The 12,647-nt window shown below is 33.3% G+C and carries 13 protein-coding genes; 3 read left to right on the top strand and 10 right to left on the bottom strand.

The window, feature by feature from the left end:
- Window positions 1-104 precede the first annotated feature (104 nt).
- Both C0J27_RS03995 and C0J27_RS03990 read left to right on the top strand, forming a co-directional pair.
- On the top strand, window positions 105-1,217 hold the full coding sequence (locus C0J27_RS03995) for an NTP transferase domain-containing protein (RefSeq protein ID WP_115585895.1): 1,113 nt from the start codon (window positions 105-107) through the stop codon (window positions 1,215-1,217).
- Between the two features lie 129 nt (window positions 1,218-1,346).
- Window positions 1,347-2,579 (top strand): metallophosphoesterase family protein, encoded by a 1,233-nt coding sequence (locus C0J27_RS03990; protein ID WP_115585894.1) that lies wholly within the window; start codon window positions 1,347-1,349, stop codon window positions 2,577-2,579.
- 88 nt (window positions 2,580-2,667) lie between these two features.
- Here C0J27_RS03990 and C0J27_RS03985 read toward each other — a convergent pair whose 3' ends face one another.
- From C0J27_RS03985 to C0J27_RS03940, 10 genes are all read right to left on the bottom strand, one after another.
- The gene (locus C0J27_RS03985; protein WP_115585893.1) at window positions 2,668-3,099 is read right to left on the bottom strand and encodes a hypothetical protein; all 432 of its coding nucleotides are present in this window, start codon (window positions 3,097-3,099) and stop codon (window positions 2,668-2,670) included.
- Window positions 3,100-3,212: 113 nt separating this feature from the next.
- Window positions 3,213-3,629, bottom strand: coding sequence for a hypothetical protein (locus C0J27_RS03980; RefSeq protein WP_115585892.1), 417 nt, complete (start codon window positions 3,627-3,629; stop codon window positions 3,213-3,215).
- 102 nt (window positions 3,630-3,731) lie between these two features.
- The gene (locus C0J27_RS03975) at window positions 3,732-5,426 is read right to left on the bottom strand and encodes a hypothetical protein (RefSeq protein ID WP_115585891.1); all 1,695 of its coding nucleotides are present in this window, start codon (window positions 5,424-5,426) and stop codon (window positions 3,732-3,734) included.
- A 149-nt stretch (window positions 5,427-5,575) separates the two neighbouring features.
- Window positions 5,576-6,451: a hypothetical protein gene (locus C0J27_RS03970; RefSeq protein ID WP_115585890.1), complete on the bottom strand. Its 876-nt coding sequence runs from the start codon at window positions 6,449-6,451 to the stop codon at window positions 5,576-5,578.
- 2 nt (window positions 6,452-6,453) lie between these two features.
- On the bottom strand, window positions 6,454-7,506 hold the full coding sequence (locus tag C0J27_RS03965; RefSeq protein ID WP_115585889.1) for a peptidylprolyl isomerase: 1,053 nt from the start codon (window positions 7,504-7,506) through the stop codon (window positions 6,454-6,456).
- A gap of 128 nt (window positions 7,507-7,634) precedes the next feature.
- Window positions 7,635-8,180, bottom strand: coding sequence for a pentapeptide repeat-containing protein (locus tag C0J27_RS03960; RefSeq protein WP_115585888.1), 546 nt, complete (start codon window positions 8,178-8,180; stop codon window positions 7,635-7,637).
- A 62-nt stretch (window positions 8,181-8,242) separates the two neighbouring features.
- The gene (locus tag C0J27_RS03955; RefSeq protein ID WP_115585887.1) at window positions 8,243-8,929 is read right to left on the bottom strand and encodes a ComF family protein; all 687 of its coding nucleotides are present in this window, start codon (window positions 8,927-8,929) and stop codon (window positions 8,243-8,245) included.
- Window positions 8,930-9,008: 79 nt separating this feature from the next.
- Window positions 9,009-9,443, bottom strand: coding sequence for a phosphatidylglycerophosphatase A family protein (locus tag C0J27_RS03950; RefSeq protein ID WP_162801786.1), 435 nt, complete (start codon window positions 9,441-9,443; stop codon window positions 9,009-9,011).
- Complete coding sequence (gene lspA / locus C0J27_RS03945) at window positions 9,440-9,901, bottom strand: signal peptidase II (RefSeq protein WP_115585885.1); 462 nt, start codon at window positions 9,899-9,901, stop codon at window positions 9,440-9,442. Before lspA ends, C0J27_RS03950 begins: the two co-directional genes overlap by 4 nt.
- Entirely contained in the window at window positions 9,901-12,234 is a 2,334-nt protein-coding gene (locus tag C0J27_RS03940) for a phenylalanine--tRNA ligase subunit beta (RefSeq protein ID WP_115585884.1), read from the bottom strand. The genes lspA and C0J27_RS03940 overlap by 1 nt, the downstream gene beginning before the upstream one ends.
- A gap of 199 nt (window positions 12,235-12,433) precedes the next feature.
- On the opposite strand from C0J27_RS03940, the gene rpmG reads away from it, so the two are divergent.
- The gene (rpmG, locus tag C0J27_RS03935) at window positions 12,434-12,595 is read left to right on the top strand and encodes a 50S ribosomal protein L33 (RefSeq protein ID WP_115585883.1); all 162 of its coding nucleotides are present in this window, start codon (window positions 12,434-12,436) and stop codon (window positions 12,593-12,595) included.
- The last annotated feature ends 52 nt before the right edge of the window (window positions 12,596-12,647 follow it).

The following is a 12,647-nucleotide window of genomic DNA, read 5'->3' as shown; positions in this document are numbered from 1 at the left end:
TTCAATAAAAAGAGTTGCTTTATAAGAAATAATAACACTATACTTTTTAGAATCTTTCGTTAAATTTGTGTGAAATTTACACTAACTCACAAAAAGGAGTTCCCATGCCTGAAAATCTTCAAGCCATCTTGCTTGCAGGTGGAAAATCAACCCGCTTCAATACCGGAAAAAGTAAATTAACCGAAAAAATCTGTGGTAAAGAGATGATTGTATATCCAATTCACCTCTTACAACGAATGAACATTCCCGTAACTATGGTTACTGGATTTGAAAGTGATAAAATTTTAGACATAATGTCTCGTCATGCCATAAAAAACATTGCAACAATTCACCAAGATGAACAACTTGGGACAGGTCATGCAGTTGCTATAACGAAAGAATCTTGGAACAAAAATCATATCTTAATCATCAATGGAGATATTCCTTTAATGACTGCTGATGTGATTCAAAAGTTGTACAATAAACATATAAAAAATGATGCTGATATTAGCTTTGTTACATCTCATTCAGTTGAAGAAACAAATGATAGTTACTGCCGTATGGTTATTCATGACAATAAAATAAATGTTATAGAACGACGCGATGAAAAAATGGATATGGATTCTCAATGCTGTATTAGCGTTGGTATTTATATTATGAAACGAAGTTTTTTAGAGTCTCATATCGACAAATTAACAAAAAGTTCATTTACTCATGAGTACTATTTGCCTGAATTAATTCAAATTGCAAGTAGCAAAGGTTGCAAAATAGTAACAGCGCCTGTTTCATTTGATTTAGCTCGTGGTGTTAACACGCTCGCTGAACTATGGGCTGTTGAACATATTAAACGCTCTCAAATTATTAGCTACTGGATGAATAATGGGGTGCGATTTTCAAGTACAATCAACGTCATTATTGATTTTGATGTTGTATTTCAACCAGGAGTTTTTGTTGAATCTGGAGCTCATATTTTAGGCAAATCAATCATTAAAAAAAATGCTACTATTGGGGCATTCAGCTACATTAAACATAGCGTTATTGAAGAAGATGCAAAAATTAAATCGCATACCGTTATTATTAAATCTACCATCGGTCAACATGTTGTCGTCAACTCATTTACGCAAGTAAAAAATCAACATTTGATTGATGCCATTAAAAAACCAGCTCAAAAATCACCTCATTTTTTTACTGGCGCAATAAAAGATGAAGGTAAAGTTGAGAATTCACATAGCTTATAAATAATTAGTTATTATTTTTTAATAAAGAAAGAGGCCCCTGTTGTACAATCTACTTGGTGCCTCTTTCTTTCTGTGATAGACTTCATACTACGTAAGATACTTTGCATATAACTCAAGGCTTTACCTATTATGATTCGATTCGTTCATACAGCAGATATCCATTTTGGTATGGAAAATTATGGCAAAATTGACCAGAAAACTGGTATACATTCTCGTCTTTTAGATTTTGAAAAATCTCTTAATACCTGCATTGATTACGCAATCGAACATGATGTCGATTTCTTTATGTTTTCGGGCGATGCCTATAAAACAGCAACACCAAGCCCAACACAACAAAAATTACTCATGCGCTGTTTTTTACGTCTATATCAAGCACACATTCCTATAGTTATCGTCGTTGGTAACCATGATAACCCATTAAGTTTTGGGAAAGCTAATTCACTTGATATTTTTGCAAGTCTGCCTATCGATGGGATGCATGTATTTGCAAAACCTGATGCGTTAGTCCTACAAACAAAATCTGGACCGATTCAAATTGTTGGAATTCCATGGCCCAATCGACACAACATCGCATTAAAAGATGATTATTTTGCTCGCAACGCGTGTGATATTACCGAACAAATCTCAGAAGCATTAGCTTCAATTATTAGCTCGCTTGCTGCAAAGCTTGATCAGACCATGCCTGCAATTCTTGCTGGTCACCTGACGGTCAGTAACGGACTTTTTTCTGGCTCAGAACGTAAAGCTATTTATGGCCAAGATCCAATTCTTATGCCATCGCAACTTGCAATTGCACCGTTTGATTATGTAGCGCTTGGGCATCTGCACAGATTTCAAAACCTTAACGAAGGAGGAATTCCTATCGTTTATTCAGGTTCTATTGATCGCATCGACTTTGGAGAAAGAAAAGAAGAAAAAGGCTTTTGTGTCGTTTCAATTTCAGACGACAAACAAACATCATTTGAATTTATTCAACTCAACACACGTCCATTCATTCAAATTGATGTGATTTTAAACGAAACTGAAGATCAGACCTTACAAATATTAGCTGAAATAAAAAAACGGCACCTAAAAGATACCATCGTGAAAATTACGTATAAGCTTCCTAAAAGTGCTCACGATCTTGTTGATGTAAAAAAAATTCAAATGGCATGTAGCCACTGTATGCACCTTGTTGCAATTGTTCCTATTCGAGATATGCCGGTACGAACGCATCGTAACTTTTTATCAACAGAAATGGACTTACAAACACTTTTAAAAGTTTACTTTGAATCGAAAGAAACCTTAAAAGGCAAATCTGCAAGTTTGATTGAAAAAACATTACAGCTTCAAAATGATATGGGTGAACAAGGTAACGAATAAAAAAGTAATACGAACTCATTTTGTAAATTTATATCAAAAAACCCGACGTATTATGTCGGGTTTTTATTTTTATTTAATAACAATATTTTTATAAATGAGCCGGGACCTCAATTGCATCTAATTTTGCTGCAAGTTCATTCAATAAAATCTGTTTAACTGGATCTTCTATTGGTTTTACTGGATCAGTAGAAAACAGTCTAGGATAACCTACAACTCCTTGAGGATCAACTTCAAATCGACCTAAAGCATTCCCGTTTTTATCAGCAACTTTTAACATCTTCCAGCCCGCATCAACATCATTATAATCTAAAGCATGTCCAGAAGTATTAGCTTTACGTAAAATACCTGTTACCATTTTTATCACATCTGAACCATCTGCATTACTATGATATCTATTTCCAACTCTATCAATTCCCACTCCATGCTTATCAAATGTAAATTCTGAAGAAGCTTGCAATTTTTGTGACCCAACAGCCAAGAACATTAAAAATGCTATCATTGTTAATTTTTTACTTTTCATAATTCATCCTTTTTTATTGAAAAATTAATTAAATTTATTTTTACTTAGAATTGTCATACAAGTTAATAGTTAAAAAAACAATAACTTTAACTATTAAAATATCATAATACATTTTATAAATTTTCTGGTACAGGTATTGCATCTAACTTGCTGACAAGCTCAGTTAGGAAAAATAGTAACACTTTATCTTCTACAGGAACTCCATTCTGTTTATAACAAATCTCACCTTGAGGATTAATATCATATCGGCCTAGAAGTTCATTCTCTTTATTGACAACCTTAAGCTCTTTCCATCCTTGGTGCGCAGGTTTGATATCTAAAGTATTTCCTATAGTATCAATTTTTCGTACAGAATTATGATTGCTTAATTTTATAACACCAGATCCATCTGCATATTGGTAAGATTGATGATGATCATTTGCAATTACAGGACTTTGAGATTTGACGATATTTTTAAATTCTGAAGCCTGCGTATTTTTAAATATACCAGTAATTAAAAATACTACTGATAGTATTGTTTGCTTTTTCATAATAATTTTTTCATTTGAAGATTAAAAAATTTCTCATATAAATAATTATAATAAATAACCAAGCAAACAAACAACAATTTAATACGCAATAGCATGCATAAACTAAAATCCTAATTCATGCAAAGTCTTGAGTATAAAATAATATTGTGCAGCTGTTTTTTGATTTGCTGCATAATTAATCATTTCTTGAGAACGACAGTCATCAGCAAATCGCTCTATATAACGCATATTATCAGCGAGGTACTGTGAAAAAAGTTCTGCATGCTCAAACGGATCTCTTGTAACTAAAATTATGTTTGCTGTATCCATAAGACCATTTGAAAGAATACCATGAACATGAATATATTTTGATTGATCGCCATCTACTATTGCAGCTTTTGAACGAGAATGAAACCACTCACCCCAACCAAACAACCCGGCAATCGTATTAAGCGGCGCTATATAAAATAAATCAGAACATTGATGCTCCATATAATCTTTTTTATTAATAAATAAACTATAACCCTGCCCGGAATTCTTCAAAAATTTACATGCACATGCATATGGATCATGAAGCAAGCCTGCAAACAATGAATTTCCAAATGAAATTGAATAAGGCTCAATAGAATCTTTACGGCTACATAGTTCTTGATTTATTTCTTCAATACACGTATACAATGAGTAATCATAGATAGTCGAACCAATCATGGTCGAATCAATCAATGTAATATTTTCACCTTCTATACATTGAATTTTTTTTGATGTTCCACGAAATAATAATGCTTTATTTAATTTTCTTGCTTCATATTCAAGTAACATAACTTGAGAAATCAAATGAAAATCAATGCCCATATCTAATAGTCTGTTATCTGAAAAAAGCATTGTAATTTGATCTAAATTCAGTTCAATTTTTTTAGATATTTCATCTCCATTAGCAGATAAAGATAAATTAGGATATTTCTGAAATAATAGTTGAGTTACTCTATTGTTAAAATACAAAAACGTCTCAGGGTAATATTTATTATTAATTTTTTTAAATAATGAATGTATTTTTTCATACTTTTCATGGTACGTCAGATCACGATCATTTATTATTTTATCTAAATATATATTATGCTGATTAAAAGTGATCGAACATGCTATATATTTTATGCATGCATTATATATTAGACCAAAACAATCATAGACGTCTCTAAAAAAAATGTAGCAATCACTATATTCTGTATGATCTTGATTTGCATAATTTTTTATATAATCTTGAACTAAAAAACTGTCTTCATCGTATAACATATAACCTTGACAAAGAAAATTATCATTACATTCTTGATGATTTTGATCCATGGTATTATTATGATTAGATTCTTGATGATTTTGATCGAGAGTATTATTATCATCAAGCACTCTATAATATTGATTAAAAAAATCACCAGAAGTTAAATTTCCATACATTTTTTGTACAACATGAGTCATATCATCATAGTATTTTGACACAACAAACATCTCATATAATGAAGTGGGTATAAAAACAACATCATACGTTGGATCTATTTCTTGTAATTTTTTACGAATAAATTTTTCTTCGGCATATTCTTGATCTGAGCTTAATAGTTCATTTTTTTCATTTTCAGTTAATGAACTATTTGTTATTACCATTGGCCATTCGTAACGTAAAAAAACATCTCCAATTGCATCGTGGTTTAATTTATCTGATTCATCCAAGCAAACAAAATGATCATTTTCTTTTTTTACAACAAGCAATGTTGCTTGAAGATTACAAGCAAAGAAGGATACTATAATAATTTTAAGATATACATTCATAAGGATTTTTTGTTAAAATTTTTCAAACTTTTTTCTACTATTGATAGTACCAGGCTTTTTAAATCTTAACAAAAGGTGAACACCTCTTTATTACAAAAAAAGAACTCACTTTTACATGAGCTCTTTTTTATTCTTTTATTTTTTATTATTTATGCCACAGATTCAGTCGGCACTAAATGAATAATCGCAACATTATCTCGCATATGTTGCTCATAGTTAGTTAATAAATCTTCATACATCTCGCGATTTAAAAGATCAATAACTAAAGCTTTACGAGCTTGTACTGGAACTAATCTTTCATCCTGTTTTTCAACTAATTTATAAAGTTCAAAAACAGATTTATCGTCAATAACAGCTATCTGGCCAACTTGTAAATCTTTTATAAATAGCTTATCATCTGCAATATTATCCATATCAACTTTAATTGGATCACTCCAACTAATAAGATCATTCGTATCAATTTTTGCAGCTACAACATCATCGATAATCGTATGAATTTCTTCTTTTGTATCATCTGTATAATCAACAAAAGCTACAAGAATAGAGCAAAACCCTGGTTCAACTTCAGGATGCTCGTTACAATATTCTTCAATTGCTTGATCTGTTGGAACTAAATGCGCTCTAAATTTATGCCAGAGTAAAAAATCTCTCATGTACTGAGCGCCTAAAAGTTGCTTAACTTCAAGCAACGTGCAACCGCATTGTCCTGCAAGCTCTTCTAAATCTTCGTCAGTTAAATTATGCTCTTTTTTAATATTGGCAATATATTTTTCTGGCGCAGTTTCATCGATAGGCATTTTTGATTCTTTGATTTCTTGCTCAATAATAATCATGTCAATACGATCTTTAAGCGAAACATGCTTACCATCCAAGCTGCGTTTTTCATACACATCACAATGAGTAATCATAACGTCAGCAACTGGACCACTTACAACCGTATGACCCTGATCAAAAAGCATAAACTCTGCCTGCATATAAGCAGGCAGAGTTAAAAATAGTATGAATATTTTTTTGTAATCAACCATAATTAGATCTTATCTTGAAATAGAACATCTTCTTCAATCATTTCTACATCATCTGCTGATTGATCAGCATTCATTGCCGCATTATGCGCTTGTTGTAAAGCTTTGTGCATCTGTGCAGTTGCTTCAGATTTTTTTTCAAAATATGCTTTATGCTCTACAACATTAAATTCTTCTTTGAATTTTGCAATGTCAGCTAATTGAGCAGCTTCTCTTTTTTCATTCATACACATATCAGTGATACCTTTTTCAACTTCAGGTAAATCAAAGCTATGATACTCTGCATCTTTTTTGCTAATCATACCAAGAACCATATATGAACCATCAGTTGTTTTTACAACTTCTTTTGATGGAAATTTCGTTGCAGATAAAGCAACAGATTTTACAACTTCATCAGCATAACTTTCGTCGCTAATAACCATTGGTAACACAGTAAGACCTAGCTCTTTTGCTGCAGCTTCAAAATGTTTTTTTGATCCATCTTTAGCTTTTTGTGCAAAATTTTCAGCATCTTCTTTTTTATCAAATTTTACAGCAATAACTTCAATTCCAGCTGGAGCTGTTGCAAGCCCTTGAATTGTTGATTTATGCGCGTTGTAATAATCTTGAGCTTCTTTTTTTGTTACCGTAATTGGATGTGCATCTTGATATGCTTTCATACACATTTGGATCAAAAACGCTTCTTGAGCATCACGTAATGTTTTTTTAAATTCAGGCGTTTCATCAATACCTTGGCGATGTATATATTCTTTTATAACATATGCAGCTTCAAGGCTTTTAAATATCATGGTATATTCTGCGTCTGGAACCATTTGTAAAATCATTTGCAAGCGTGGCTCTGACTGCATTGCCATTGCTTTTTGTTCTTCAAAATCTTGTGCGTATAAAACAGGCTTCCCATCAATAGATAGTAACAATTCACCTTTATCAGTTGCTAGACAAACTTGATCAGCAACTCTTAGTTCTTTTTTATCTTGAAAACAACCAGTTAACAACAAGAGCGACCCTGCTAATAGAAAAGTTGAGACTGAACCTTTTTCTGTTCTTGAAATAATCATACAGACTTCCTTTATCAAAATATTTTACAGTTATACACTTTGTTGCGAAAGATTACCACAAAAAGCCTATCCTTGCAAAAATCTTTTAGAAAGTACGCTGAAAAAACTATTGTAATCACAACGTGCCATTACCCACAATTACACGCAAGAGTAACTCCTTGCCCTTTCCATACTTTCAGCTTGTCGTCACATTTTTTACCATCAGGCATGATAGAATTACAAAAAGTTGTATCTTGCGCTTGAAGTCCAGAAACTTTTGCATTTTTTAAATTAGTCCCAATTGCTGAACCTTGATTAAAATTCGTAGCAGTAAGGTCTGCACCTTCCATGTCAGCTCCATCAAACGATCCATTAGAAATATTAGCACTCGCAAGATTAATGCCCTTGAGCTTTGAGGCTTGACCTGGAACACACACCATAGGAGTATCTTTATTAGTATCAGTTGGTGTGCATGGCAAGAAAAGCACCCCAGGCATATGAAATCCATGAGCATCAAAATTTTCATCTAACTGCATTCCACGAAAGTCAGCTGCTGGAAATTTTGAAACTTGGTTAGAATTTTTTGCAGCAGCTGCAGCTTTAAGTTTTCTTACTTTTGCAGCATTGTAGCAATACGATCTATCAACTGAAATAATCATGATCAGGCATACAATAAATTTACGTATATAGTTCATAACAAAGCTCCTTATATATAGTCTTACTGTACCAATAAGAATATTCAAACTGCAATACTTTATTATGAAACAACCCGACAAACCACAAAAGCAGTAATTTTTAATGGATTATGCAGAAAAATAAGCTGCGCTGCTGCTTTTACCGTTGAACCAGTCGTAAAAAGATCATCGATAATTACTATCTTTTTACCGATTATCTGATGCTGATATTTTGGATTAAGAGAGAATGCATTATTCAAATTTGCTGCCCGTTGATCAACTGACAAACTTGCTTGAAATTGGGTTTTTTTGGATCGAATTAATAATGGAATCACCGGCTTACCCGTATGCCGACCTATTTCTTGTGCGATAATTTCTGCCTGATTAAAGCCACGAGCAGCATAGCGAGTCCAATGCAAAGGAATAAAAACAATTATATCAAATTCTAAGTACTGTAAAATTGATTGTTCACACATCATTTTAGCAAGATACCATGAAGGAATTGCGTTATTAAAATGCTTTGCAACAATGAGCTTACGCAACGGATCTTTATACGCAGCCATTGCATACACTTTGACATCTTGATGACGACCAATATGAAAATCGTACGGCACAATGGGCAAGACTGTTATCAAACATGTTGAACATAAAGCTTGCCGTTCGAGCATCGATTGTTTACAAAACAAGCAGTATGGCGGCGCAATAAAATAGGTGAAAAAAGTGTACAGTTTTTGTAGATACAGATGAATCATATAGCAAGAATCTTTCATAGATTTATTTTTAAGACAAGCCTATTCATCTCCAGTATGTAACTCTTCTCACACGTAAAACAATAGAATCTATGAAAGCTTATACAATTAATAATCGTAAAATTATATTGGCAAATAAACCTGCAATAACATCATCAAGAATAACACCCCATGCTCCACCTATTTTTTCTATATTCTTAATCCCAAAAGGTTTAAGAATATCAAACAGACGAAAAAGAAAAAAACCTACAACCAATGATTGGCAAGAAAAATCTATACCAATAAAAGTTACAAGGCATCCAATAACTTCATCAAGAATAATGTGCGATGGATCATGTGACACAAAATATGGTAACGCTTTTTTTATCGCAAAGTATGAAATAATTGAAAAAAACAAAATAAAAATGCATTGATCAAGCATGAACAGCGATGAAATTGCATAGACTAAAGGTAATGTTGCCAAGCTTCCCATAGTACCTGGGGCAGGTAGATATCCTACCGGCCCCAATGTTGCAATATATGTGCATAATTTCATGATGATTTGCGCCATTGTAAGAGCAACATCAACACAACTCCACAAACAATAAAAATATCTGCTAGATTAAAAACTGGAAAACACCAGTCCTGATACGAAATCGAAATAAAATCAATAACGCCACCATAATAATAACGATCAATATAGTTAGAAACTGCACCTGCAAAGACCACGACTTCACCAATAATACAGTTTTTCTGCATCATGCGAACAATGCTATGAATTATTAATGATGCGATGACAAACAGTACTGCACTATTAACACACGCAAACACTGTTGGATTATCAGAGTGCAACAACCCCCACGAGATACCCCGATTGAAAACTAAATCAATCGCAAAATAATCATTGAGAGTATAATGAGGTAATGAGTTGACAACATACTGTTTTACCAGCTGATCAAGCGCAATAATAAACGATGCTACAACCAGATACATTTTTTTTGATCGAATATTCATTAGCGGATTTCGCCTCCAAGATTCATAATCGCTTGCTGTGTTTTTTGGGTAATTGTATCGATAACTTCTTTGCTTAAGGTTTGCTTAAAGTCAGAAATTGTATACCTCATTGTTAACGAACGCTTATCACCCCAAGACTCTTTTTCAAAGAAATCTACCAGCTCTACATTAATAATTAAATCATCAACTTTTTTAATCGTTGCAGCTACCATGTCTGCAGTTTTATCCGCATCAATAAGCATGCTGATATCAACACAAACAGCCTGGTACTTTGACCATGGTGTATATTTTTTAGCAGCTACTGGATACGCAATCATTAAGTCTGAACTTAATTCAAAGACAAACCCTTTGCCTTTAACAACCCCTTTTACAAAAGCTGCTGATAACATCCCTGCACGACCAATCTTAACACCATCAATGATAAGATCTGCAGTTTGCAATTGATCAAACCATGGATCCATGTTGCCTTGAGTTTTTGCCCATACAACGGGTAAATCTAAAGAGTTAAATAAATCAACCAGCTGGGCTTTATAATCATAAAAATCTTTATGAGCATTTCCAAAAAATATTCCTGATAAAGCTTTGCGTTCTACCGATTCGGTTGCAGAAAGTTCACGCCAAATATTATTATGTTCAAATAAATTTATTTGTTCATGACTATGACTATTTAACTCAACGTTTTTAATTAAATGAGGAATTAACGAGGTTACTAAAACTTTCCAATTTTCTGAAACTGGATTTTTAATAGCAACAGCATCAGTTGGGTACCAGCCAAGACGCTTTAAGAATGATTCATCATAAAATAGATAATCACGAACTTCGCGCATTTTCATGGCAAAAGCGCAATGTTGTTTAATTTTTCGTATTTTTTCATCAACTGAAAGATCAAATGACTTCATCAAGCGAGCTGGTCGTTGATACGCAATATTTTCAAACCCGTACAAACGAGCAATTTCTTCTACAATATCTTCTGGAATCGAGATATCTTTGGTTGTACGATACGTTGGAACTGTTACATGGTATATGTTATCATCTTCTTTTTCTACCATGCTGACACCACAACAAATAGACTCTAATAAAGTTCGTACTTGCTCAGATGAAATTTTGGTACCAAGGCGTTTTTCTATAAATGAATGAGTTACCACAATCACACTGTCTTGAACAACTTTTCCTACGCAAACAAGCGGCTCACTGACTGCATCTAAAACCCCTGCTTGGCTTGCAAGCGCAAGGAATCGTAATAAAGCTGTTGTGTTTTGCATGGGGTCAAGTTGTTTTGAAAATCGAGTTGAAGACTCTGTTACATGCTTAACACGAGTTGCGCTATTACGAACCATTGATGCATGAAATGATCCAGCTTCAATAATAATTGAGGTTGCTTTGGTTGAAAAACTTGCTTGTTTGCCCCCCATAACGCCTGCAAGCGCTACTGGATTCTTACCATCGGTTACAACTATATCTTGTTGCGTCAGTGCAATATTAGTTCCATCAAGCAGCTCTAATTTTTCATGAGATGCTGCACGACGAACTGTTAGATTTTTGTCAGGAAAATTTACTGCATCAAATACATGCATTGGTTGACTGATATCAAACATCACATAATTAGTACAATCAACAACAGTATTAATTGGACGACTATCAACACGAGCCAAACGCATTGCCATCCAAATTTGGGAAGCTTTGTTTTCGATTTGATGACAATACAATGCTGCAAAACGTGGTGAAAGATTCACATCATCAATTTCGACTGATAAAGTTTTTTGTGATGATCCATCAACTTTTTTTTCTGCAGTAATGCTCGGGACAGGAATAATCATTGACTCAAGTGGTTTTAATTGCCAACCCATATACGCTGCAACTTCACGAGCAATCCCACGATGGCCCCATAAATCAGGGCGATGATTAATTGATTTATTATCAACATCTAAAATACAATCAACATCTTCGATATACTTTTTCCACTCACCTGCAACTAAAACATCTTCACAATCAACTGCCGGAAAAAGACCTTCTTTTGTTGCACTATACTTTTTTAAAGCTTCCCAGCTAAACTCATTGCCATCTCTGCGAATAAATACAAGTTGATCAACACAAATATCGTTACGGAAAGATAGTTTGAGTGAAATTTTTAGTTCATCACACCACGCGATACAGCCTGATGGATCAATCGACTCAATACGTACCAAAAATAAATTGTCTACATCTAATGCAAGTTGTTCATAATGTTCAATTTCAGCGGTGCGTGTATTAAATTTTGCAACAATAAGACCGACATCAATTTTTGATATTGGCGTTGCGATATGATCGAGCATCCAGTTAACTGATATTTTCATAAGTTGCCTTTTAAGCTAAAAAATTCTCTATCTTTAGGTTTTAGTATACGAAAAAAGATCCTAAGCTACAAATATCAGCGGGTTTTCTACAAAAAACAACTACAAAGACCATAGACAAACCATAAAGTTCAAGGTATATTAAATATATAATTTTGAATTTAAAAACTATAAAATAGTTGCTCAGATAAGGAATATTCCCATGGCAAAAAAAGGTAATCGTCAGATTATCAAACTAAAAAGTTCTGAAAGTCCGCACAGATACTGGACTTACAAAAATAAAGCAAACACAACTGAACGTATTGAATTATCAAAATATGATCCAGTCGTTCGTCGTCACGTTATGTACAAAGAAGAAAAATAAGTTTTTTTTCTGAGTAAACGTCTGATAAAAATTAAAAGGAGTATGGTAAAAC

This window comes from Candidatus Chromulinivorax destructor (genome assembly GCF_003366055.1).
In the GTDB taxonomy this organism is placed as follows: Bacteria; Babelota; Babeliae; order Babelales; family Chromulinivoraceae; genus Chromulinivorax; species Chromulinivorax destructor.
The sequence above is the reverse complement of the archived record's forward strand: the minus strand, read 5'-3'. Positions and strand labels throughout refer to the sequence as shown.